Origin of the sequence: Devosia sp. SL43, assembly GCF_021729885.1 — a bacterium.
GTDB lineage: Bacteria > Pseudomonadota > Alphaproteobacteria > Rhizobiales > Devosiaceae > Devosia.
The window spans coordinates 404,801-427,316 of record NZ_CP063401.1 but is presented as its reverse complement, the minus strand read 5'-3'; the positions used below and the strand labels follow the sequence as shown (position 1 = coordinate 427,316).

Here is a 22,516-nt window from a genome sequence, read left to right as displayed (position 1 = left end):
CGCGCCGCTAAGGCGCTGCGGCCCTTCGCTTTGCCGCATCATTCAGCTAGCATTGAATCTGTTACAAAACACCAAATGAGCCCCGGCTGTGCCCCGTTCCGAGAAAGTCGAAAGTTCCGTAGCTTCGCTCGCCGATGCCTGCCTAGGCTATCTGGCGGAAAACGCCGAGGAACTGCTGGCCTTCATGCAATATGCCGGTCTCGATCCAGATGCCCTGCGCCGGTCAGTGGGTTCCCCTGCCCTGCAGCACGGCCTCATCGACTATTTTGCCTCAAACGAACCGATTCTGCTCGCCCTCTGCGCGAATATGGGGCTGTCGCCCGAACAATTCATGCGGGTCTGGCATCGGCTCAATCCGTCGGGCTAGAAGATGGCCCTCGCCTGGCTCTGCCGCGACTGCCTGGAGCATGGATCGAGCCCCAGTGCGCCCCTGCGGTGTCCCGCCTGCGGATCGCCGCGGCTGCGCAGCCATGACGAGCTTTTCGCCCTCTCGACCGCCCATGTCGATTGCGACGCTTTCTACGCCTCGGTCGAGAAGCGCGACGATCCCAGCCTGCGCGACAAGCCGCTGATCATCGGTGGCGGCGTGCGTGGCGTGGTCTCCACCTGCTGCTACATCGCCCGCCAATCCGGCGTTCGGTCAGCGATGCCGATGTTCAAAGCCAGGCAATTGTGCCCTGATGCCGTGATCATCAAGCCCAATATGGCCAAGTATGTGGATGTGAGCCGACAGATCCGCACGCATATGGATGCGCTGACGCCGCTGGTACAGCCGCTTTCCATCGACGAGGCCTTCCTTGATCTCGCCGGCACAGAGGCGCTGCACAAGGCGCCGCCGGCCGTGGTGCTGGCCCGGTTTGCCAGGGCCATCGAATCCGAGATCGGCGTTACCATCTCGGTGGGCCTCAGCCACAACAAGTTTCTCGCCAAGGTGGCGTCCGATCTCGACAAGCCGCGGGGCTTTGCCGTGATCGGCAAGACGGAGACGCTATCGTTCCTCGCGCCCAAGCCGATCAGTCTGATCTATGGCGTTGGCAAGGTGTTCGCCGAGACCCTGCGCAAGGATGGGCTCATCACCATCGGACAGCTGCAGGATGAGCCCCCTGAAAACCTGATGCGGCGCTATGGCGAAACCGGAGCCAGGCTGGCGCGTCTGGCCCGTGGCGAGGATAGCCGCAAGATTTCTTCCGACGACGAGATGAAGACCGTCTCGTCGGAGACGACGTTCAACACCGACATTGCGTCGCTGGAGACGCTTTCCACGGAACTCCTGAAGGTCACCGAGCGCCTGTCGGAACGCCTCAAAGCCAAGGGCATTGTCGGCGACACGGTGACGCTCAAGCTCAAATCCGCCGGTTTCCGCTTGCGTACGCGGGCGCGGCACCTGATGATCCCGACGCAGCTAGCCAATGTGATCTACGAGACCGGCCTGTCGCTGCTCGAGCGCGAAGTCGACGGCACCGCATTCCGGCTGATTGGAATCGGTGTATCGGGTATCGATACGGCCGATGGCACCGATCCAGCGGACTTGCTGGAGCCAGCGATTGCCCGCAAGGCGGCGGCGGCAGAGCGGGCGATGGACAAGGTGCGTACCCGCTTCGGCCGCGAGGCGGTAGTGCGGGGCAGGCTCTACAACAAGACGCCGGCCAAGCCGGCAGAACAAGACGACGACCAAAGCGAAGGCGAGACCAGATGACCAGTGCGATCGAGAAACTCCGCGAGTATGGCTACGAACTTCCCGCGCCCAAGGCGCCGGTGGCCAGCTACGTTCCCGTTACCCGGACCGGCAACATCATCTATGTCTCCGGCCAGATTTCTGCCGACGCCAACGGCGTGGTCACCGGCCTGTTGGGCGAAAACATGAATGTCGTGCAGGGCGGCAACGCTGCTGAACTCGCCGCTATCAACGTGCTGTCGCAAATCGTCCATATGGGCGGCGTCCCGCTCGACGAGATCAAGCGCATCCTAAAGGTGACAGTGCTGGTCGCCTCGACACCCGACTTCACCGAACAGCACCTAGTAGCTAACGGCTGTTCGAACCTGTTGGTTGGCGTACTGGGCGACAAGGGCAAGCATGCCCGCGCCGCCTTTGGCGTGGCCTCGCTGCCCTTTGGCGCCGCCGTCGAGATCGAGGCCGTGGTTGAAGTCTGACGCGTAACACCATCGTCACAGTCCGGTGCCACTCAGGCACCTCAACCAAGACGAGGCCCGTCATGACCGAAGCTCTGTTCCCCCGTCCAATCGCGCATCGGGGCCTGCATAATCGCGGCAATGGCATCATTGAGAACTCTGCCAGCGCCTTCGAGGCAGCCATTGCAGGCAATTTTGCCATCGAATGCGATGTGCAGCTGACCAGTGATGGCGTGCCGGTGATATTCCACGACGACGACATGCGTCGCCTGCTCGGCAAGGCTGGAGCTGTTGCCGATACCACGGCGGCCGATATCACCGCCCTGCCCTTGCTTGGCAGCGTTGCTGGTGACCGGCCGCAGCGCTTCACCGAGTTCCTGGCGCAGATCGGCGGTCGCACGCTGCTGCAGATAGAGCTCAAGCATCAGCGCGACAATACGGGCACGCAATTGCTGGCCCGCTCGGTCGCAGAAGCCCTCAAGGCCTATGACGGGCCGGTGACGATAGAGTCGTTTGATCCGAACCTGCTGACGTCCATCCGCCAGTTCGGCTTTACCGGTCAGCGCGGCATCATCACGTATGATTATGCCGACGCAGGTGAAGACGTGCAGCTCACCGACGACCAACGCTACACGCTGCGGCACCTGCTGCATTGGCACGAGACTCAGTTCGACTTCATCTCCTGCGCAAAGGATGCGCTTGAGCTGCCGGCTATTATCTTCTGGCGGGCATTGGGCAAGCCGGTGACGGCCTGGACCATCCGGTCGCAGGCAGAAGCCGATGCGGCCCGGCCGTTTGTTGACCAGTTGGTGTTCGAGGGGTTCGATCCTGCCTAGCTGGGCACTTGTGGTCGCCGCGCTGCTGGCGGGCCCAGCGGCGGTGCAGGACGTTGTCCCTCCACCCGCGCGCGGCCAGTACGACTCGCAGCTCGGTGGGGCCTACCAGCCCCCTGCTGGTACACTCATCGTGAGCCGCGACCGAACGGCGCCACCGGCGCAGGGGCTTTACAACATATGCTACGTCAATGCCTTCCAGACCCAACCTCAGGAAACCGCCTGGTGGCTGGCCAACCATCCGGACCTGTTGCTGCACAACAATGAAGCGTTGGCGGAGGACCCGAACTGGCCGGGGGAAATCCTGCTCGATACCAGCAGCGAAGCCAAGCGGGCTGGCCTGCTGGCAGTGGTTGGTGGCTGGATCGACCAATGTGCCGCTGACGGCTACGACGCCATAGAAGCCGATAATCTCGACACCTATTCACGTTCAAACGGTGCGCTGAGCATGGAGGACAACCTGGCGTTTGCGTCAGCGCTGATCGAACGTGCGCACCGGCTCGGCTTGGCCTTTGGGCAGAAGAATGGTGCCGAACTTGAGGATCGCGGCAGGGCTATTGGTTTCGACTTTGCCATCGTCGAAGGGTGCCAGGTCTATGACGAGTGCAGCGACTACATCGCCGTATTCGGCGCAAATGTGCTGGAGATCGAGTACACCGATACCGGTGCCGCCTATTTCGACAGGGCCTGCGCAGCACAGGGGCACCAAATCTCCGTGATCCGGCGCGATCGGAACCTTACAATGGCTGGCGAACCGTCCTATTTCTATCAGACCTGTTGACCCCGCCGGGACCTCCCTTGGCTGACCAGCCTACATTTCGCGCCACTGTCAATCCTAGCACTGCCGGCATCGATGCTGCGGTGTGGAATGGGCTTGTGCCATCGACCGACGGCAAAACCGATAACCCGTTTCTGGATCATGCGTTTTTCCTGGCGCTCGAAGAATCCGGCTGCGCGACGAAACGCACCGGATGGCAACCACAACACGTCCTGCTGAGTGAAGAATCCGGGCAGGCCGTCGGGCTGATGCCGCTGTTTCTCAAGTCGCATTCGATGGGTGAGTATGTGTTCGATCACGGCTGGGCCGATGCACTGGAGCGGGCCGGTGGCAGCTACTATCCCAAGCTGCAATGCTCGGTGCCGTTCACGCCGGTGACCGCACCAAAGTTGCTGGTGCCATCGGGCGATCCGGCGATCCGGGCCGCGCTGCTGTCGACGGCCCAGCAATTGGCCATTCAGCGCAGCGCCTCCTCGGTCCACGCGACGTTCGTGCCGGAAGCGGAGGCCACAGAGGTTGAAGCCGATGGCTGGCTCAAGCGCTTCGACACTCAGTTTCACTGGCACAATGAGGGCTTTGCCAGCTTTGACGACTTCCTCGAGACGCTGTCATCGCGCAAGCGCAAGACCATCCGCCGCGAGCGGCGGGATGCATTGGCAGATGGGCTGACGGTCAAATGGCTCAGCGGCTCTGATCTTCGCGAGGAGCATTGGGACGCCTTCTACGAATTCTATGAGGATACTGGCGCCCGCAAGTGGGGTCGGCCGTATCTCAATCGCGAGTTCTTCTCGCGGCTCAACGAGACCATGGCAGACCGAATCGTGCTGATGCTGGCCTATGACGGGCAGACGCCGATTGCCGGGGCGATCAACTTCGTTGGCAAGGACAGGATTTACGGCCGCAACTGGGGCTGCACCCGCGAGGTGCCGTTCCTGCATTTCGAGCTCTGCTATTACCAGGCGATCGACTACGCCATCGCGCACAAGCTTGCGGTTGTCGAGGCTGGGGCGCAGGGCGAGCACAAGCTGGCCCGGGGATATGCGCCGGCAACGACGTATTCAGTGCACTGGATCGCCCATCCCGGCCTGCGCGAGGCCGTGGCGGACTATCTGGAGCATGAGCGCGCATCGGTGGAGCGCAATCAGGAGATGCTGGATCAGTTCACGCCGTTTCGAAAGGGCGAGCGAACGGATCGATAGTGCCACGCCCTCGTGGTTCGAGGCGCTGAAGAAGCGCACCTCACCATGAGGGCCGTTGTTAGTGCGAAGTATCAGTAGTCCTCATGGTGAGGTGCGAGCTCTTCGCGGGCCTCGACCCACGAGGGCGTTGCAGCATCTCCACTTCCCCCACCTGCCCTGGCACTTTATGTAGAGACTCATGATCGTCGATATCATCGTCTTCCTGCTGCAGGCCGCCCTTGTCTTCGTGGTTTCGACCGCGCTGTTCGACGCGCTGCATTGGACGCTGCACAAGTGGGAAAGCTCGAAGATCCCGCTGCTGCGGACGCTGTCGTCCTGGCACTGGGTGCATCACAAGTTCCTTGGCCTCGATATGCAGATCAACCCGGCCTATGCCCGGGCCAATATCTGGTTTCACATCCTGCCCGAATACCTGACCTCGCTGGCGGGAACGCTGATCTTTCTCGTTGTCTTACCGTGGCCCGTCATTACGGCGGTGGCGGCTGTCCGTACTGTCATGCTGGTGATGACGCTGCGTGAGGAGGGCCTGGACTACAACCACATGTCGATGAACCGCGTCGGCGGGCAGCAGGGCCTATTTTGGGTGGGTAACAACTACCACGCCATGCACCACGTCTATCCGCACAACTTCTTCTCGTCGTTTGCCAATGTGTTCGACATGATCGCCGGCACGACCTGCCAGATCGAAGGACGGCGGTTCCTGGTGACCGGCGCAAGCGGGGCGTTTGGGTCAGCCATAGTGGCAAAGCTGACCAGGCTTGGTGGTATCGTTGAAACGGCGAAGTCGGGAGTGGACTTCAAGGCCAGCGACTACGCGGCGATGCGCGAGAAGCTAGAACGGGCGGATGTGCTGATCCTGTCCCATGGTGCCAAGAGCGAGGATTGCTGGAACGCCAACTATGTGACGTTTCGCGACCTGACAGAGCTGCTCGCCGAGATCGGCAAGAGCCGGTTGGCGCCGCCCGAGGTCTGGGCGCTGGGCTCGGAGGTCGAGTTTCATGGCGATATGGGGATGGACGAGCTCAAGGCTTACTCGGCTTCCAAGCGCGCGTTTGCGGCAAAGGCCCTGGACTACTATCGCTCCGATGCGCTGATCTACCGCCACATCGTGCCGTCGTCATTCACGTCGGCGATGGGTAAGGGCGCGATGAGCGCCAACACGGCGGTCAACATCGCGCTGTTCTTTATCCACCGAGGCTTCCGTTACGTGCCCGTCACCGTGACAGGACTAGCGGTGCTCAACTACTTCCGTTTCCGTTTCTTCCAGAAGGGCCAGCCGGACGTCTCGCAGCCGGCGGAGTGAACCATGACCTATGATCCGTCCAACATCTTCGGCAAAATCCTGCGTGGCGAGATCCCGGCTCATAAGGTCTACGAGGACGAGACCGCGCTGGTGATGATGGACATCTTTCCGCAATCGCGCGGCCACACGCTGATCATCCCAAAGGCGCCGTCACGTAACCTGCTCGATGCCGATCCGGCATCGCTGGCGGCGGTGATACCCTTGGTCCAGCGGGTGGCCAATGCGGTCAAGTCGGCAACAAATGCGGACGGAATTCGCGTGGCGCAGTTCAACGAAGCGCCGGCAGGGCAAACGGTGTTCCACCTGCATTTCCATGTGATCCCCGCTTACGAAGGCGTGGCACTGGGTGCCCATGGCGGCGGCAAGGCGGACGACGCGGAGCTGGCCGCGCTGGCAAAGGCGATTGCCGCGGCGCTCTAGTGCCAGACGCCGCTCTTGGCGGTCAGCGCACCTACGATAGCCATAGTCCCGATGATCATCAGCAGGGTCATTGCCGTTCTCCTTGGACAAGGAGAACACAGCATACGCCGATCCGGTTCGATCACAATTGGTGATCGACCACTAATCCGTTCTTCAGGGTAACGACGCGATCGGCCCGCCGGGCGAGATCGTGGTTGTGCGTTGCGATGAGCGCTGCGGCGCCTTCGTTCTTAATCAGGCCGGCCAGGGCGCCGAAAACGACCTCGCTGGTCTCCGGATCGAGATTACCGGTGGGCTCGTCGGCGAGGATGACCTTGGGGTGATTTGCGGCGGCGCGAGCAATGGCCACACGCTGCTGCTCGCCGCCCGACAGTTCCGCCGGGCGATGGCTGGCCCGCGGGGCGATGCCCAGCAGGTCCAGCAGTTCCATGGAGCGCTTGTCGGCCTCCTGCTGCGACTTGCCGGCGATCAGCTGCGGCATCGAGACGTTTTCCAGTGCGGTGAACTCGGGCAGCAGATGGTGGAACTGGTAGACGTAGCCCACCGTGGAACGCCGGAGTTGGGTACGGCCCCGGTCACCGAGCTTGCTTGTGGGTATGCCAATGATCTCCACCTCGCCGCTCTGGGGGCTCTCAAGCAGGCCCGACAGATGCAACAACGTGGACTTGCCGGCGCCCGATGGGGCGACGAGCGCAACCAGTTCACCGCTCTTGACAGTAAGGTTGGCGGCTTCGAGCACGCTGACGATCTTATCGCCTTGCCCATAATGCCGATGGACATCGGTCAGGACCAGATGCGGCTTACTCATAACGCAGGGCCTCGACCGGGTCATATTGGGCGGCGCGCCAGGCCGGATAGAGCGTGGCAAGGAAGCTGAGCCCGAGGGCCAGGCAGACGACCACCGTCACCTCGACCGGGTCGGTCTTGGATGGCAGTGACGACAGGAAGAAGACTTCCGGCGGGAAGATTGCGACGCCCAGCGTGTTGGACACAAAGGCGCGCAGTGGCTCGGCATTGGCGGCAACGATCAGGCCGAGCCCAGTACCCGCAAGCGTGCCGATAACGCCGATCGTCGTTCCCGTGATCGAGAATATCCGCATGATCGCACCGCGGGTCGCGCCCATGGTGCGCAATACGGCAATGTCGGAACTCTTGTCCTTCACCAGCATGATCAGGCTGGAGATGATGTTGAAGGCAGCGACGAGGATGATCATCGAAAGGATGGTGAACATGACGACACGCTCGACCTGCAAGGCCGAGAAGAACGTCTCGTTGCGCTGCTGCCAATCGGTCAGCACCATGGGACGTGTCGTCGGATCGGCCTGCAGACGCTCGCGCATGAGGCTGGTGGCATCTGGGTCGTCGATGAAGATTTCGGCGGCCGTCGCCTGCCCGACGCGTTCATAGGCAGCTGCGATCTGTTCGTCGGTCAGTGGCGGATCAAGCGGTCCTGGATTTGGCAGTTCCGCGCCTGGCTTCAGGACGTCCTGGAACATCTTGAAATAATCCTGCGCTGGCTCGAGCGGCATGTACATGAAGAAGCTGTCGAACTCGACCATGCCAAGGTCGAAGATGACGTTGACCGGGTAGGACTTGATCTGCGGGGTTGTGCCGAAGGGGGTCATGGCCCCATCCGGGTTGATGATCTGCACCTGGTCGCCCAGGGAGACGCCCAGGGTCTGAGCAAGGCGATAGCCGATGGCCACGCCCCTGCTCGTGTCCCACTGATCCCATCCGCCCTCAATATTAGCTTTGTAGAGGAGGTCGAGCTTCTTGATGTTTTCCTCGTCCATGCCGCGGACGGTGACGCCGGTGGAACTGCCTTTGCCGGACGCCAGCACCTGACCTTCGACGAAGTAGACGGCAAACTTGACGCCGTCGATCTCCTGAAGAGACGCGATCGTTTCCTTGTAGTCGGTAAACTGGCGCTCGATCGGAAAGGCAGTAAAATGGCCGTTGAGGCCGAGAATCTTGGTCAGCAACTCGGCGCGGAAACCGTTCATCACCGACATGACGACAATCAGCGTCGCCACGCCGATAGCGACACCCACCATGGTCAGGCTGGCGATCACCGAGATGAACGCCTCCTTGCGGCGGGCGCGCAGGTAGCGGCCAGCAACAATCCATTCGAAGCGCGAAAAGGCGCGCGTGCCCTTGTTCAGCGCAGGCGCAGCCGTATCGGTCAAATGTCGGTCTTTCTCTGCGGTTCGATCAAGTCCTTGAGGCGCGCGACGGCGGCCGCGATCGGCAGCGTTTCACGCTCGCCGGTTTTGCGATGCTTGATCTCGGCTTCGCCAGAGGCCAGTCCGCGCGGTCCCAGGATGATCTGATAGGGGATGCCGATCAGGTCGGCCGTGGTGAACTTGGCCCCTGCCCCCTGATCACGATCGTCATAGAGCATATCGAGCCCAGCGGCGGTCAACTCGGCATAGAGTGCGTCGCATGCAGCATCGACCTCGGCATTGCCTGCCTTGAGGTTGATCAGCACGGCTTCAAACGGCGCAACGGACACCGGCCACACGATGCCGGCTTCGTCGTGGAACGCCTCGATCAAGGCAGGCACGAGGCGAGTCGGCCCGATCCCGTAAGAGCCCATATGCACGGTGATTTCCTTGCCCTCGGGCCCGGTGACGCTGGCCTTCATGGGCTCGGAATACTTGGTCCCGAAGTAGAAAATATGGCCGACTTCGATGCCACGTGCCGAAACGCGAAATTCTTCTGGCACCGCTGCTTCATACTCGGCCATATCGACCATTTCCTCGGTCGCCGCATAGAGCGAGGTCCAGTCGTCGAACATGGGCTTGAGGTCGTCGCGGAAGTCGGTGTCCTTGCCGGGGATGGCCTTTTCCAGCAGGCGCCGATCGCAGAACACGGCGCTTTCGCCGGTGTCGGCCAGCACGATCCATTCATGGCTGAGATCGCCACCGATGGGACCTGTATCGGCGCGCATCGGAATGGCCGTCAGGCCCATGCGGGCATAGGTGCGGAGGTAGGACGCAAACACGCGCTCATACGCCTTGACCGCATCTTCCTTGGTCAGGTCGAACGAGTAGCCGTCCTTCATCAGGAATTCGCGGCTACGCATGGTGCCGAAGCGCGGACGCACCTCGTCGCGGAACTTCCACTGGATGTGGTAGAGGTTCAGCGGCAAATCCTTGTAGGACTTCACATAGCTGCGGAAGATGTCGGTGATCATCTCCTCATTGGTCGGGCCATAGAGGAATTCGCGCTCGTGGCGATCCTCGATGCGCAGCATTTCCTTGCCGTAGGCGTCGTAGCGACCGGATTCGCGCCACAGATCGGCCGACTGGATGGTCGGCATCAGCAGCTGAATAGCGCCGGCACGGTTCTGCTCTTCCTCGATGATCTTTTGGACCTTCATCAAGACCTTGTACCCGAGCGGCAGCCAGGAATAGAGGCCGGAGGCCTGCTGGCGGATCATTCCGGCGCGCAGCATGAGGCGGTGGGAAACGATCTCGGCTTCCTTGGGAACGTCGCGCAGCACCGGCAAAAAGTATTGGGACAGGCGCATGTGAACTCCGCAAAACAGCCGACGACTCTAGGCATTTCTTGATGCCCACTCAAATCCTACTCGTCCATCCGATGCAAGCATGGAAGGCATGCAGAATCTACGTGACAGGGCCAAATCTTGTTGTTAGGGTCCGTCGCAATAAAGCACAGGCGGTCACAAACCGCCGGACGTCGACAACGTCAAGGGAGGAGCGTTGGCTGCCGCTGTATAGCGTGCCTAAGACCAGCGTATTGTCGAACAAACTTAATTCAGCGGGGCCTTGTGCCCCGCTTTTTTGTTTCTGTCGTCGAACGAAATGACGGAGCCCCAAAATGCCCCAGAGTGCGGCAGATCTGAAACGCATAGCTCACGCGCTGCCCGGCACGACCGAAGCGCCGCATTTCGATCGCGCAGCGTTCAAGGTCGACCGCATCTATGCGACGCTGGCCGCAGATGGGCTAACGGCGAACCTGAAATTCACGCCGGACGAACAGGCGTTCAAGTGCATGCTGGCGCCAACTGTGTTCTCCCCAATCGACAATGCCTGGGAACGCCAGGGCTGGACCACGATAACGCTCGCCGACGCCACCGAGGATGATCTGGCTGCCGCGCTGGCAATGGCGCATGCCCATGCGGTCGGCAAGCCGAAGAAGCGCCGCTAGTAGCGCCCTCCGCAGGTGTCGAGCATGCGGGCGAAATTCTCGCTGCGATCAGCTCCGACGAAATTATAGACGTGCTCACCCAGGGCGACGGTAACCGGGCCAGCGCTTTCGAAGATTGCATTGGCCGCGTCGTTGACCGCGCTCTGTGAACCCCAGGTCATGGCCATTTGCTTGCCGTCCGAATCAAGCATCATGGCGACAATCTCATAACGCGTGTCATCGACGTCCACAGGCACTTCGGCGTTCACCTGGTCGGCAAAAGCCAGTGTGCCTGTGGCGATTTCAAACGTGATGCTGCCTCTATTCGCCAGGTTGCAATTGAAGACGATGACCGCCGTCCCGGTATCGTCCAGCACGCCCGTCGAATGTCCGTCATATTGTCCCGGACCATTGGTCATATAGTCCCACTCGGCCGCAGACGCCTGAACGGCGCCACATGCAAAGGCAACCAGTCCGATGAGGAGGTGAAATCTGCAGCGTACAGGCATTGGCCTAACCGCAGGCGTCGAGTATTGCCCCGAAGGATTCCGAGTAGGCGGCCCCCTCGAAGCGCCACACGCTTTCGTAGTAGTTCAGGACGATGGTGCCATCGTGCGCATAGACGGCCCGCGCGACTTCCCCGATCGCCGCGGTATCACCGTTGGACGACACCACAAGGTTCCCATCCACTGACTCGGCATTGGCCGAAATCGGACCATAGTTCCGACCGGCCACTTCGAACCCAAGTTCGACCGGCACTGTGCTGGAAGGACCTGGCTGATCGATGGCAATCTGGGTGAGGATGGCGCCCGGAAAGGCCTGGCTGCAGAAGAAAGCCAGCTTGGTCTCACCAGTCTGGTCCATGGCTATCGTCCAAAAAACGTCGCCGCTTTCGCTGATGCCAAACTCCCATGACAATGCAGGCGCAGTCGTGAAAACGGTCAGCGCAACGGCTGCCAATGCTGTGGATAGAGCCCGCATATTCACCTCCGAGGTCCGCACGCTAGCATAAGCCAGCCCGGTGGCACCCCATACTCAGGGGGTCAGCGGTTCCAGTAGTGGTGCAGGGTTTCGTTTGTCAGGGCCCAGAACAGCAGTCCCGTGAACAGGATGCCGAGTGCGGTGGCCAAGAGGAGCTTGCGCAGCATGCGTGGTGCAACCGGCGCGCCGGGGTCTGTCCCGGCAGTGACATTGCCGGCCTCGGCCTGGCTTTGGTTGCCGATGGGCAGTACCGCGACAAAGCACAGCCACCAGACGACGAAGAAGACGGCGATGATGGAGCCGATCTGCATGGCTTTTCCTGACGCTGCGATGCGCTTTCAATACGCCCCGAGCCATTCCCGCGAAAGCGGGAATCTCCCTTCATAGTGTCGCAGCCCGAGGGAGATTCCCGCTTTCGCGGGAATCTCCCGTTGGTTGGCTACACCCGGTGGACGAAGACCGAAACGTTCGGCTTGCGGCCCCAGTAGGAATTGACCTCGTTGCGAATGGCCTTGAACAGGGCCGAATTCAGCACCTCGGTGTCGCTGCGGCGCTTGGGCGGCATGGATTTGAGCACGCCGGCAATGGTGTCCTCTACCAGGTCACTCAACGACTCGTCTTCCGTTTCCGGTAGACCCTCGATCACCAGATCCGGGCCTGACACGACCTGCCCACCGCCATTGACGGCAAGGCTGACAACGACGTGGCCACCGAAAGACAGACGACGACGGCCCTTTACGCCCGACTCCTCGGGCGTGCAAAGCACGAGGCCGTCGAGATACAGCTCGCCGGTGCGGACTTCGGCTGGGAAAGCCAGGGGCTCAGGGAACAGGCGCACCAGATCACCATTGCGCGCATCGATGACATTGGCGATGCCTGATTCACGGCCGAGCTTTGCGTGGGCCGTCAGATGCACCGCTTCTCCATGCACGGGCACCAGCACCTCTGGCTTCACCCATTCATAGAGCCGGCGCAGTTCCTCGCGGCGCGGATGGCCGGTGACGTGGACCAGCCCGTCATTCTGCGTGATGACCTCGACGCCCTTGTCGATCAGCATATTCTGGATATCGATGACTTCGCGCTCGTTACCGGGGATGGCCCAGGACGAGAAGATCATGCGGTCGCCAGCGTTGAGATCGATCACTGGATGCTCGCCGCGGGCAATTCGGGCGATGGCGGCGCGGGCTTCGCCCTGGCTGCCGGTGCAGATCAGCACGATCTTGTTGCGGGCAATGGACTTGTAGGCGTCCTGGTCGAGCAGCGGCGGCAGGCCTTCCAGCATGCCCAGTTCGCGGGCGATGCCGGTGATGCGGTGCAGTGAACGGCCCGACATGACGACCTGGCGACCAGCCTTCTCGGCGGCGCGGACGATGGAGATGACGCGGCCCACGTTCGACGCGAAGGTGGTCACGGCAACGCGGTTGGGCGCCTCGGCGATCATCGCGGCGAGATTGGCCGCGACTTCAGCCTCGCTCGGGCTTTCGCCATCCTTGAGTGCGTTGGTCGAGTCGCAGATCAGGGCGAGCGGGGTGGAGCGATCCTCGCCTATCTTCTGCAGGCGGGCGACATCGGTCGGAGCGTTGCCCACTGGCGTGGGATCAAGCTTCCAGTCGCCGGTGTGGAGCACGCGGCCGATCGGCGTGCTGATCAGCAAGGCGTTGGACTCAGGAATCGAGTGAGCGACGTTGATCGCTTCGATGGTGAACGGGCCGATCTCGAATGGCTTGCCCGGACGCATGATGGTGACGTCGACGTTTTCGACGATGCCGTCCCCTGCCCGCTTGGCGGCCAGCATGGCCGCGGTGAAGGGCGTGCAGAAGACCGGCTTTTCAAAGCCGGGCCACAGGTCCAGCACGGCGCCGTAGTGGTCTTCGTGGCTGTGAGTGAGGATCAGCGCCAACACATCGTCGGCGCGTTCCTCGAGGAATTCGGGGTTGGCCATGATCAGCTCGATCCCCGGCAGGTCGGGCCCACCGAAGGTCACCCCGCAATCGACCACGATCCATTTGCGCGAACGCTCCGGGCCGAAGCCGTAGGCGCCCATATTCATGCCAATCTCGCCAACGCCGCCAAGCGGCACGAAGACGAGTTCATCCCTTTGGTTTTTAGCCATGGGTCAGTTCAGTCCTTTCGAGCGCAACGCCGGATCGATCTTTGGTCGCCGGTCGCCTGCGCAATAGTTGTGGTCAGCTTCGGGCGCTGGCCGTTGCCCCAAAGTGCACGTCGCCAGCAGTAATCGCGATGCGACGGTTGTCGTCGGCGCGAACGATCAATCGTCCCTCGTCGTCGATGGTTTCGAAAATGCCGCGCAGCACGTCGCCGTTCTGGTTGACGGCGACAGGCGCGCCAATACCAGCGGCAGCGGCCCGCCAATGCTTGAGTACATCGCCGATGCCCCGGCCATCGGCCCAAAGACCAAAGGTATCGACCCAGGCGTCGCTCAGCGCCTCGAACACAGCCTCGGCGTCACGGGCCACGCCGAGATCAACCAGGCTCGTAGCCGGATAGGGCAACCCCTGGGGCGCTGCAACGGCGTTGACGCCAAAGCCGATGGCGATGGCGTGGCGTCCATCGGGTAGCTTGCTGGCTTCGAGCAGGATGCCAGCCAACTTGGCGCCATCGGCCAACACATCATTGGGCCACTTGAGCGCAATACGGGAGTTGCCACCCACGCCGTCGGCACCGTCGATACCGATCTTGACGATGCCACCAGGAAGGATGGCCGAAAGCGCGCGGTTGAGCGAAACGCCGGCGACGAAGCCCAGCGTTGCTGCCAAAGTGGGGTCGGCCTCGGGTACCATCAAGAGGGTCGCTGCCAAATTGCCGTGGGGGCTTTCCCACTGGCGACCGCGACGGCCCCTGCCCGCTGTCTGTTGGCGCGCGGCAAACCAGAGGCCGCCATGGTCGCCGGCAGCGGCCGCCGCCAGCGCTTCGGAGTTGGTCGAACCTATGGTGTCAAAGCCGCGCAGCCGGTATCCGGCCGCGCGCGCCTTGGGTCCGAGAGAGAAGTCCGTCACCTAGAACAGGCTTCCGGCGGCGGTGTGCGCGTAACTTGCAAGCGGGCTGCCGACCGTGAAGTAGTAGGTCACAACAAGGAAGCCGCTCACCGCCATGATGATGTTGAGCTCGGCCGGCACGACTTCGAACTTGTGCACGGGCTCGTCGAAGTACATCACCTTGACCACGCGCAGGTAGTAAAAGGCGCTAACCGCTGAAGCCAGAACGCCTATGACGGCCAGCACATAAAGCTGGGCATCGATGGCGGCCAGGAAGGCGTGCCACTTGGCGAAGAAGCCGGCCAACGGCGGCATGCCGATCAGCGAGAACATCAGGATCGCCATGATGGCCGCGACGAACGGGCGGTTCTGCGCCGCGCCGGCCAGATCGGAGATGTTCTCGACATAGCCGTTCTCGGTGCGGAACGACAGGAGGCAGGCGAAAAGGCCCACTGTCATCGCGACATAGATGGCCATGTAGATGGCGACACCTTCGACACCGACCTGGGTGCCAGACGACAGGCCGACCAGTGCGAAACCAACGTGGCCGATCGAGGAGTAGGCAATCAGTCGCTTGAGCGACTTCTGGCCGATGGCGGCGAAGGCAGCCAGCACCATGGACGCGATGGACAGGAAGATGACGATCTGCTGCCAGTCATGCGTGATGCCCTGGAAGGTATCCATAACCAGGCGGACCATCAGCGACATCGCCGCCACCTTGGGTGCCGTGGCGAAGAACGCAGTGACTGGGGTCGGAGCGCCTTCATAGACGTCGGGCGTCCACATGTGGAACGGCACGGCGGAAATCTTGAAGGCAACGCCAGCGAGGAGGAACACCACGCCGAAGATCAGGCCAATGGAGCGGCCTTCTGATGCGATAGCAAGAACGATCTCCTGCAGGTTGGTGTGGCCGGTAAATCCATAGACCAGCGAAGCACCGTAGAGCAGCATGCCGGAGCTGAGAGCGCCCAACACGAAATACTTGAGGCCCGCTTCAGTCGCCTTGCTGTCGTCGCGCTTGATGGCGGCGAGCACATAGAGCGACAGCGACTGCAGCTCAAGGCCGACATAGAGGCTCATGAGATCGTTGGCCGACACCATCATCATCATGCCGAGCGTCGCGAGCACGACGAGTATAGCATATTCGAACTTGTGGGTGCCGTTCTCTTCGGCGCGCGGCAACGCCAGCAGTAGCGAGAAGGCCGAACCGCCCAGCACCAGGACCTTCATGTAGCGCGCAAAGCTGTCGGCAATGAATACGCCGTTGAACAGCACGCCATCGGCCGGAGCAAACAGGATCAGCGCGCCGGCAATGAGCAACAGCAGAACAGCGCCGTAGGAGACCAGAAGCGAGCGCTCCTTGTTGATCACTACGCCGACAAGCAGCAACACGATTGCGCCCACGGCCAGGAGCATTTCCGGATAGGCCGGAGCCAGGCTCGCGAAATCGGTAACGTCTGAGTTCACGGGTCTATACTCCTAGTGGGCAGCCGGCGCGGCCGCCGGCTCTTCGGCGGCATGCTCGCCTTCAGCAGCGTGTTCGCCTTCGGCGGCAACAGGTTCAGCGAGAACCAGCGGTGCCCGCGCGTCGGCCAGCGAGACTGCCGGATCAAGCCCAACCGAGGTCGCGTAGTGCGAGACGAGATTGTTGACGGCTGCGGCGGTCGTATCGAGGATCGGCGCCGGATAGAAACCAAAGACGATGGTCAGCACGATCAGCGGATAAAGGATCACCTTCTCGCGCAGATTGAGATCAAGGATGCCCTTGAGGCTGTCCTTGGTCAGTGCGCCAAAGATCACCCGGCGGTAGAGCCAGAGGGCATAGCCAGCCGAGAAGATCACACCGAAAGCGGCGCCGAACGCCACCCAGGTATTGACCTGGAACACGCCGATCATGGTGAGGAACTCGCCGACAAAGCCCGACGTGCCCGGCAGGCCGACGTTGGCCATGGTGAAGACCATGAAGGCAAAGGCATAGCGCGGCATGCGCTCGACCAGGCCGCCATAGGCCTCGATGTCGCGGGTATGCACGCGGTCATAGATGACGCCGACGCAGAGGAAGAGCGCGCCGGAGACGATGCCGTGCGAAATCATCTGGAACATCGCGCCCTGGATGCCCAGGGCGTTGCCGGCGAAGATGCCCATGGTCACGAAGCCCATATGGGCGACGGACGAATAGGCAATCAGCTTCTTGATATCGGTCTGCACCAGGGCGACCAGCGAGGTCACGATGATGGCGGCGACGGAGAGAAAGAAGACGATGTTGGCGAACTGAAGCGAGGCGTCCGGGAACATCGGCAGGCTGAAGCGCAAGAAGCCGTAGCCGCCGAGCTTGAGCAGAATGGCGGCCAGGATCACCGAGCCGGCGGTCGGCGCCTGCACGTGGGCCTCTGGCAGCCAGCGATGGAACGGCCACATCGGCATCTTGACCGCGAGCGAGGCGAAGAATGCCCACCATAGCCAAGGCTGCCAATCCTTGGGGAAATCATGGGTCAGCAGCTTGGAAATGTCGGTGGTGCCGCCATTCCAGTACATGGCCATGATGGCGAGGAGCATCAGGACTGACCCGATGAAGGTATAGAAGAAAAACTTGTAGCTGGCCTGGATGCGCTTGGAGCCGCCCCAGATGCCGATGATCAGGAACATCGGCAGCAGCGTGCCTTCGAAGAACACGTAGAACATCGCCAGATCGAGCGTGGTGAAAACGCCGATCATCAGCGTCTCCAGGATCAGGAATACGATCATGTATTCCTTGACCTTGGTGTCGATGCTTTCCCAGCTGGCCAGGATCGCGAACGGCATCAGCAGCGCCGTCAGTACTACGAACAGCACCGAAATGCCGTCGACACCGACCCGGTAGCCGATGGTGTCGCCGATCCAGGCGTAATTGACCACAAACTGGAAGCCGGCATTGGACGGATCGAACGCGCTCCACATCCAGAGCGACAGCACGAAGGTGACAACCGTCAACGCAAGCGTCAACCAGCGGATGACGTCGAGCGAGGTCTTGGGCGTGAACAGCAGCACGATGGCGCCGACCATGGGCAGCCAGGTGAGGACTGTGAGGATGGTGTTGTCGAAGGTCATCAGATCAGTCCCCCGGCCGCAATGGCCCAGGTCAGCAGTGCCGCAATGCCGATCAGCATGGCGAAGGCATAGTGGTAGACATAACCGGACTGGAGCTTGGTGACCCAGGAGGTCACGTTTTGCACCCGGCGGCCGAGGCCCTCGGTGATCTTTTCGTCGATCAGCCAGTCATCGAAGCCCTTCCAGAAGGCGCGTCCGATCCACAGAGCCGGCTTGACGAAGATCGCGTTGTAGAGCTCGTCGAAGTACCACTTGTTGAGCAAGAACTGGTAGAGGCCCGGATTCTGGGCCGCCAGTTTGCCCGGCAGGTTCGGACGGCGGATGTACATGAAATAGGCGACGCCTGCACCGACGAGCATCGAGATGGTGGCGCTCCACTTGACCCAAAGCGGGACGTGATGGGCCGCTTCGATGATCTCGTGGTCGACGACCAGTGAACCGGCGAAGAAGTGCTCGATGTGCTGCACATCGTGGAAAAACATGCCGTAGAACACCGCACCCGCCAGGACCGCACCGACAGCCAGCACATAGAGCGGAATCTGCATGACGCGCGGCGGCTCGTGGGCATGGTCGTATGCCGAACCATGGTGGTGGTCGTCATGGCCATGATCATCATGCGTGTGGTCGTCATGCGCATGGGCAGCGTGGTCATCGTGAGCGTGATCGTCGTGGCCATGCCCAGCCGGACGCGGCGTGCCGTGGAACGTAAGGTGGATCAGGCGCCAGGAGTAGAAGCTGGTGAACAGAGCGGCGATGACCAGCGACCAGAAGGCGAAGGTGCCTGCATTGCCGCCGACGGCATAGGCCGCCTCAATGATCGAGTCCTTGGAGAAGAAGCCAGCGAAACCGAGGAATTCCGAGCCCGGAATGCCAACGCCGGTCAGCGCCAGCGTGCCGATGATCATCATCGCATAGGTCACGGGGATCTTGTGGCGGAGGCCGCCCATGTTCCGCATGTCCTGCTCATGGTGCATGGCGTGGATCACCGCGCCAGCGCCTAGGAACAGCAGCGCCTTGAAGAAGGCGTGGGTAAACAGGTGGAAGATACCGGCGGAATAGGCCCCTGCCCCGAGCGCCACGAACATGTAGCCGAGCTGCGAGCAGGTCGAATAGGCGATGACGCGCTTGATGTCGTTTTGCACGAGGCCAACGGTTGCCGCGAAAAAGGCAGTTATTGTTCCGATGACCAGCACGAAGGTCATGGCCGTCGGTGAGGTCTCGAACAGCGGTGACAGGCGGGCGACCATGAAGACGCCGGCCGTCACCATGGTCGCGGCATGGATCAGCGCTGACACGGGTGTCGGGCCTTCCATGGCGTCCGGCAGCCAGGTGTGGAGCAGGAACTGCGCCGACTTGCCCATGGCACCCATGAAGAGCAGCAGGCAGATCACGGTCATGGCGTCGAGCTGCCAGCCCAGGAACTGCATGATCGGCAGGCCGGTGGTAGCAAACTCTCCTGCCGCATGGAATGCGCCGTCGAAGTCAGCATGGCCGAGTACCATGAAGGCGCCGAAGATGCCGAGGGCAAAGCCGAAGTCGCCGACGCGGTTGACGATGAAAGCCTTCATTGCAGCCGCGGTGGCGGATGGCTTGGTGTACCAGAAACCGATCAGCAGGTAGGACGCCAGGCCCACGCCTTCCCAGCCGAAGAACATCTGCAGGAAGTTGTCGGCCGTCACCAGCATCAGCATGGCGAAGGTGAAGAGCGAGAGATAGGCGAAAAAGCGGTTGCGATGCGGATCGTCGGCCATGTAGCCGATCGAATAGACGTGAACCAGAGCCGACACGGTGTTGACCACGACCAGCATGATGGCGGTCAGCGTATCGACACGCAGGATCCAGCGCAGATCCACGTCGCCGACCTGGATCCAGCGCATGACTTCAACCTTGAGCACGGCAGTGTGGCCGTCCGTCTCGGCGCCAACCAACCCGCCGCCAAAGGCAACCGGCAGGAAGACGACCCAGCTCAGCACAGCCGCGATCAGCAGCAGCCCTGTGGTCAGGTACTCACTTGGGCGGTGCCCGATGGTGCGGCCCAGGAGGCCCGCAATCAGCGCGCCGATAAGGGGCAGGAAAACAATCGCCTGAATCATAGCGGTGGTTCTTAGCCCTTCATCATGTTGACGTCTTCAACCGCGATCGAGCCGCGGTTGCGGTAGAAAATAACCAGGATGGCGAGGCCGATGGCGGCCTCAGCCGCAGCCACCGTGAGGATCAGCAGCGCGAATACCTGCCCTTGCAGGTCATTGAGCTGCGCGCTGAAGGCCACGAAATTGAGGTTCACGGCAAGCAGGATCAGCTCGACCGACATCAGGATGACGATGACGTTCTTGCGGTTGATGAAGATGCCGAACACGCCCAGCGTGAACAGAATTGCGGCTACGGTCAGGTAGTGACCGAGCCCGATACCCAAGCCCATGTTTGCCTCCTACAGCCCTTGCCCGCTCTTGACCTTGACGACTTCCAGCGTTTGCTCCGGCCGACGTGCGACCTGCGCATAAGTATCCTGGCGCTTCACATTCGGCTTATGGCGCAAAGTCAGCACGATGGCGCCGATCATGGCGACCAGCAGCACTGCCGCAGCGCCCTGGAACAGGAACACATAGCGCGTATACAGCACCTGCCCGAGCGCGCGGATGTTGTCCACGCTGCCATCGATGGGCAGAGCCGCACCGCCTGCAACCTCGGGCGACACCACGAAGCTGCCAGCGACCAGCAACAGTTCGAGGAGCAGCACAATGCCGACAATGGCGCCAATCGGCGCGTATTGCAGGAAGCCGGACCGCAGCGAGGCAAAGTCGACGTCGAGCATCATCACGACGAACAGGAACAGCACCGCCACGGCGCCCACATAGACGACGATAAGGATGAGCGCGAGGAACTCGGCGCCGGCCAACATGAACAGACCCGAGGCGTTAAAGAACGTCAGGATCAGGAACAGCACGGCATGCACGGGGTTCCTGGACGAAATCACCATGAAGGCCGAGGCCACGGCGATGGCCGAGAACAGGTAGAAGAAGAACAGTGGAAGGGTCATGCTCTTCCCTCTCAGCGATACGGTGCGTCGGCGGACAGGTTGGCAGCGATTTCGCGCTCCCAGCGGTCGCCATTGGCGAGCAGCTTCTCCTTGGAGAAGTAGAGCTCTTCGCGCGTTTCGGTGGCGAATTCGAAGTTCGGGCCTTCTACGATGGCGTCGACCGGGCAAGCTTCCTGGCAGAAGCCGCAATAGATGCACTTCACCATGTCGATGTCGTAGCGCACCGTGCGGCGAGTGCCGTCATTCTGGCGCGGGCCGGCTTCGATGGTGATGGCCTGGGCGGGACAGATGGCCTCACACAGCTTGCAAGCGATGCAGCGCTCTTCGCCGTTTGGATAGCGACGCAAAGCGTGCTCACCACGGAAGCGTGGCGACACATGGCCCTTTTCGAAGGGATAGTTGATCGTCGGCTTGGCGGTGAAGAAATACCGCATGGTCAGGAAGAAGGCTTTCACCAGCTCCGTGAGCAGCAGCGTATTGACGAACTGGGCGGCGCGCATCAGGCCATCCCTCCATGCCAGCCCCAGCCCGTAAGCTGGAGGACGAAAGCAACAATGACGACCATCAGAAGCGACAGCGGCAGAAAGAGCTTCCAGCCGATCTTCATGAGTTGGTCGTAGCGGTAGCGCGGTACGATGGCCTTGGCCATGGCGAACATGAAGAACACCGCGGAAACCTTGAGTACGAACCACACCACACCTGGGATCCAGGTGAAGGGCGGCAGGTCGATCGGCGAGGTCCAGCCACCCAGGAACAAGATGGTGGTCATGGCGCACATCAGGAGGATCGAGATGTACTCGCCCAGCATGAACAGCATGTAGGGCGTGGCCGAATATTCGGTCATGAAACCGGCAACGAGTTCGGATTCACCTTCCGCCAGATCGAAGGGCGGGCGGTTCGTCTCGGCGAGGGCCGATATGTAGAACACCACGAACATCGGGAACAGCGGCAGCCAGAACCAGTTGAGGAAGGTCAGCTGCGGCAGGCCGATCATGTGGGCCAGGCCCATTTCGTACTGCGCGAGGATGATGTCGTTGAGGTTCAGCGACCCGACGCACAGCAGCACCGTGATGATCACCAGGCCAATGGAGACTTCGTAGGACACCATCTGCGCGGCAGCGCGGAGCGAGCCGAGGAACGGATATTTGGAGTTGGACGCCCAGCCGCCGATGATGACGCCGTAGACGCCGAGTGACGAGATTGCGAGCAGGTAGAGTATGCCGACATTGATGTTGGCGATGGCGAGGCCAGCACCGACAGGCACAATAGCCCAACCGGCGAGCGCCAGTGTCGCTGTGATCAGCGGCGCCGCAAGGAACAGAATCTTGTCGGCGCCGCCGGGGATGACCGGCTCCTTGAGCGCAAACTTGATCAGGTCGGCAAAGCTCTGCAGCAAGCCAAAGGGACCGACGACGTTCGGACCACGGCGCAGCTGCACGGCCGCCCATATCTTGCGATCGGCCAGCAGGATGAAGGCCGTGAAGACCAGCAGCGCGACAAGCAGCAGCAGTGCCTTGTAGACAAAACCAACCTGCACACCCCAGCCGAGGACCGGGATGCCGAGCAGGTAGTCGAGTGCGGAGAGTACGAAGTCCATTAT

The 22,516-nt window shown here is 61.5% G+C and carries 24 protein-coding genes; 9 read left to right on the top strand and 15 right to left on the bottom strand.

The features are described from left to right. Window positions 1-88: 88 nt before the first annotated feature. From IM737_RS02105 to IM737_RS02070, 8 genes are all read left to right on the top strand, one after another. Window positions 89-367: a DUF3572 family protein gene (locus tag IM737_RS02105; RefSeq protein ID WP_236897935.1), complete on the top strand. Its 279-nt coding sequence runs from the start codon at window positions 89-91 to the stop codon at window positions 365-367. 3 nt (window positions 368-370) lie between these two features. Beyond that, window positions 371-1,696 (top strand): DNA polymerase IV, encoded by a 1,326-nt coding sequence (locus tag IM737_RS02100; protein ID WP_236897934.1) that lies wholly within the window; start codon window positions 371-373, stop codon window positions 1,694-1,696. Then, a complete protein-coding gene (locus IM737_RS02095) occupies window positions 1,693-2,151 on the top strand; it encodes a RidA family protein (protein ID WP_236897932.1) in 459 nt (152 codons plus the stop codon). The genes IM737_RS02100 and IM737_RS02095 overlap by 4 nt, the downstream gene beginning before the upstream one ends. Before the next feature lie 62 nt (window positions 2,152-2,213). Beyond that, a complete protein-coding gene (locus IM737_RS02090) occupies window positions 2,214-2,966 on the top strand; it encodes a glycerophosphodiester phosphodiesterase family protein (protein WP_236897930.1) in 753 nt (250 codons plus the stop codon). A 130-nt stretch (window positions 2,967-3,096) separates the two neighbouring features. Further along, window positions 3,097-3,744 carry an endo alpha-1,4 polygalactosaminidase gene (locus tag IM737_RS02085; RefSeq protein ID WP_236897928.1) on the top strand — a complete coding sequence of 216 codons (648 nt, stop codon included), beginning with the start codon at window positions 3,097-3,099 and terminating at the stop codon, window positions 3,742-3,744. Further along, window positions 3,741-4,940 (top strand): GNAT family N-acetyltransferase, encoded by a 1,200-nt coding sequence (locus tag IM737_RS02080; protein ID WP_442874159.1) that lies wholly within the window; start codon window positions 3,741-3,743, stop codon window positions 4,938-4,940. The genes IM737_RS02085 and IM737_RS02080 overlap by 4 nt, the downstream gene beginning before the upstream one ends. A 178-nt stretch (window positions 4,941-5,118) precedes the next feature. After that, window positions 5,119-6,243 carry a hypothetical protein gene (locus IM737_RS02075; protein WP_236897927.1) on the top strand — a complete coding sequence of 375 codons (1,125 nt, stop codon included), beginning with the start codon at window positions 5,119-5,121 and terminating at the stop codon, window positions 6,241-6,243. 3 nt (window positions 6,244-6,246) lie between these two features. Continuing rightward, entirely contained in the window at window positions 6,247-6,663 is a 417-nt protein-coding gene (locus tag IM737_RS02070) for an HIT family protein (protein ID WP_236897926.1), read from the top strand. A 121-nt stretch (window positions 6,664-6,784) separates the two neighbouring features. Here IM737_RS02070 and IM737_RS02065 read toward each other — a convergent pair whose 3' ends face one another. From IM737_RS02065 to proS, 3 genes are read right to left on the bottom strand one after another with little or no spacing between them, the layout of a single operon-like run. Further along, complete coding sequence (locus IM737_RS02065) at window positions 6,785-7,471, bottom strand: ABC transporter ATP-binding protein (RefSeq protein WP_236897924.1); 687 nt, start codon at window positions 7,469-7,471, stop codon at window positions 6,785-6,787. Next, window positions 7,464-8,849: an ABC transporter permease gene (locus IM737_RS02060; RefSeq protein WP_236897923.1), complete on the bottom strand. Its 1,386-nt coding sequence runs from the start codon at window positions 8,847-8,849 to the stop codon at window positions 7,464-7,466. The genes IM737_RS02065 and IM737_RS02060 overlap by 8 nt, the downstream gene beginning before the upstream one ends. Next, window positions 8,846-10,195, bottom strand: a complete 1,350-nt coding sequence (gene proS / locus IM737_RS02055) for a proline--tRNA ligase (RefSeq protein ID WP_236897922.1) — start codon at window positions 10,193-10,195, stop codon at window positions 8,846-8,848. The genes IM737_RS02060 and proS overlap by 4 nt, the downstream gene beginning before the upstream one ends. 311 nt (window positions 10,196-10,506) lie before the next feature. On the opposite strand from proS, the gene IM737_RS02050 reads away from it, so the two are divergent. Continuing rightward, window positions 10,507-10,836, top strand: coding sequence for an MmcQ/YjbR family DNA-binding protein (locus IM737_RS02050; protein WP_236897920.1), 330 nt, complete (start codon window positions 10,507-10,509; stop codon window positions 10,834-10,836). Here the strand turns inward: IM737_RS02050 and IM737_RS02045 are convergent. The 12 genes from IM737_RS02045 to nuoH all read right to left on the bottom strand — a co-directional run bounded on the left by IM737_RS02045 (window position 10,833) and on the right by nuoH (window position 22,513). Beyond that, a complete protein-coding gene (locus IM737_RS02045) occupies window positions 10,833-11,192 on the bottom strand; it encodes a hypothetical protein (protein ID WP_236897918.1) in 360 nt (119 codons plus the stop codon). The two genes, IM737_RS02050 and IM737_RS02045, sit on opposite strands and share 4 nt — an antisense overlap. A gap of 136 nt (window positions 11,193-11,328) precedes the next feature. Beyond that, window positions 11,329-11,679: a hypothetical protein gene (locus tag IM737_RS02040; RefSeq protein WP_236897916.1), complete on the bottom strand. Its 351-nt coding sequence runs from the start codon at window positions 11,677-11,679 to the stop codon at window positions 11,329-11,331. Window positions 11,680-11,858: 179 nt separating this feature from the next. Then, a complete protein-coding gene (locus tag IM737_RS02035; RefSeq protein WP_236897914.1) occupies window positions 11,859-12,107 on the bottom strand; it encodes a DUF1467 family protein in 249 nt (82 codons plus the stop codon). 128 nt (window positions 12,108-12,235) lie between these two features. Beyond that, window positions 12,236-13,909 (bottom strand): ribonuclease J, encoded by a 1,674-nt coding sequence (locus IM737_RS02030; RefSeq protein ID WP_236897912.1) that lies wholly within the window; start codon window positions 13,907-13,909, stop codon window positions 12,236-12,238. A gap of 73 nt (window positions 13,910-13,982) precedes the next feature. Beyond that, on the bottom strand, window positions 13,983-14,813 hold the full coding sequence (locus IM737_RS02025) for a biotin--[acetyl-CoA-carboxylase] ligase (protein WP_236897910.1): 831 nt from the start codon (window positions 14,811-14,813) through the stop codon (window positions 13,983-13,985). Beyond that, window positions 14,814-16,208, bottom strand: coding sequence for an NADH-quinone oxidoreductase subunit NuoN (gene nuoN / locus IM737_RS02020; RefSeq protein WP_236899837.1), 1,395 nt, complete (start codon window positions 16,206-16,208; stop codon window positions 14,814-14,816). Between the two features lie 63 nt (window positions 16,209-16,271). Beyond that, on the bottom strand, window positions 16,272-17,879 hold the full coding sequence (locus IM737_RS02015) for an NADH-quinone oxidoreductase subunit M (protein WP_236897908.1): 1,608 nt from the start codon (window positions 17,877-17,879) through the stop codon (window positions 16,272-16,274). After that, the gene (gene nuoL, locus IM737_RS02010) at window positions 17,879-19,972 is read right to left on the bottom strand and encodes an NADH-quinone oxidoreductase subunit L (protein ID WP_236897906.1); all 2,094 of its coding nucleotides are present in this window, start codon (window positions 19,970-19,972) and stop codon (window positions 17,879-17,881) included. Before nuoL ends, IM737_RS02015 begins: the two co-directional genes overlap by 1 nt. A gap of 11 nt (window positions 19,973-19,983) precedes the next feature. Continuing rightward, on the bottom strand, window positions 19,984-20,292 hold the full coding sequence (nuoK, locus tag IM737_RS02005; protein WP_236899836.1) for an NADH-quinone oxidoreductase subunit NuoK: 309 nt from the start codon (window positions 20,290-20,292) through the stop codon (window positions 19,984-19,986). A 15-nt stretch (window positions 20,293-20,307) separates the two neighbouring features. Then, on the bottom strand, window positions 20,308-20,916 hold the full coding sequence (locus tag IM737_RS02000) for an NADH-quinone oxidoreductase subunit J (protein ID WP_236897905.1): 609 nt from the start codon (window positions 20,914-20,916) through the stop codon (window positions 20,308-20,310). Between the two features lie 11 nt (window positions 20,917-20,927). Continuing rightward, window positions 20,928-21,416, bottom strand: a complete 489-nt coding sequence (gene nuoI / locus IM737_RS01995; protein WP_236897904.1) for an NADH-quinone oxidoreductase subunit NuoI — start codon at window positions 21,414-21,416, stop codon at window positions 20,928-20,930. Beyond that, the gene (gene nuoH / locus IM737_RS01990) at window positions 21,416-22,513 is read right to left on the bottom strand and encodes an NADH-quinone oxidoreductase subunit NuoH (RefSeq protein WP_236897903.1); all 1,098 of its coding nucleotides are present in this window, start codon (window positions 22,511-22,513) and stop codon (window positions 21,416-21,418) included. The genes nuoI and nuoH overlap by 1 nt, the downstream gene beginning before the upstream one ends. Window positions 22,514-22,516: the final 3 nt, after the last annotated feature.

Excerpts from the sequence above, each read along its gene's own strand:
- IM737_RS02075 (WP_236897927.1), top strand. The coding sequence starts at position 5,119 with ATGATCGTCGATATCATCGTCTTCCTGCTGCAGGCCGCCCTTGTCTTC.
- IM737_RS02000 (WP_236897905.1), bottom strand. The coding sequence starts at position 20,916 with ATGACCCTTCCACTGTTCTTCTTCTACCTGTTCTCGGCCATCGCCGTG.
- IM737_RS02050 (WP_236897920.1), top strand. The coding sequence starts at position 10,507 with ATGCCCCAGAGTGCGGCAGATCTGAAACGCATAGCTCACGCGCTGCCC.
- proS (WP_236897922.1), bottom strand. The coding sequence starts at position 10,195 with ATGCGCCTGTCCCAATACTTTTTGCCGGTGCTGCGCGACGTTCCCAAG.
- IM737_RS02035 (WP_236897914.1), bottom strand. The coding sequence starts at position 12,107 with ATGCAGATCGGCTCCATCATCGCCGTCTTCTTCGTCGTCTGGTGGCTG.
- IM737_RS02065 (WP_236897924.1), bottom strand. The coding sequence starts at position 7,471 with ATGAGTAAGCCGCATCTGGTCCTGACCGATGTCCATCGGCATTATGGG.
- IM737_RS02070 (WP_236897926.1), top strand. The coding sequence starts at position 6,247 with ATGACCTATGATCCGTCCAACATCTTCGGCAAAATCCTGCGTGGCGAG.
- IM737_RS02040 (WP_236897916.1), bottom strand. The coding sequence starts at position 11,679 with ATGGACCAGACTGGTGAGACCAAGCTGGCTTTCTTCTGCAGCCAGGCC.
- nuoH (WP_236897903.1), bottom strand. The coding sequence starts at position 22,513 with ATGGACTTCGTACTCTCCGCACTCGACTACCTGCTCGGCATCCCGGTC.
- nuoN (WP_236899837.1), bottom strand. The coding sequence starts at position 16,208 with ATGCTCCTGGCCGTGGGCGCAATCGTGTTGCTGCTTGTCGGCGTAGTG.
- IM737_RS02100 (WP_236897934.1), top strand. The coding sequence starts at position 371 with ATGGCCCTCGCCTGGCTCTGCCGCGACTGCCTGGAGCATGGATCGAGC.
- IM737_RS02095 (WP_236897932.1), top strand. The coding sequence starts at position 1,693 with ATGACCAGTGCGATCGAGAAACTCCGCGAGTATGGCTACGAACTTCCC.
- nuoL (WP_236897906.1), bottom strand. The coding sequence starts at position 19,972 with ATGATTCAGGCGATTGTTTTCCTGCCCCTTATCGGCGCGCTGATTGCG.
- IM737_RS02015 (WP_236897908.1), bottom strand. The coding sequence starts at position 17,879 with ATGACCTTCGACAACACCATCCTCACAGTCCTCACCTGGCTGCCCATG.
- IM737_RS02030 (WP_236897912.1), bottom strand. The coding sequence starts at position 13,909 with ATGGCTAAAAACCAAAGGGATGAACTCGTCTTCGTGCCGCTTGGCGGC.
- nuoI (WP_236897904.1), bottom strand. The coding sequence starts at position 21,416 with ATGCGCGCCGCCCAGTTCGTCAATACGCTGCTGCTCACGGAGCTGGTG.
- IM737_RS02090 (WP_236897930.1), top strand. The coding sequence starts at position 2,214 with ATGACCGAAGCTCTGTTCCCCCGTCCAATCGCGCATCGGGGCCTGCAT.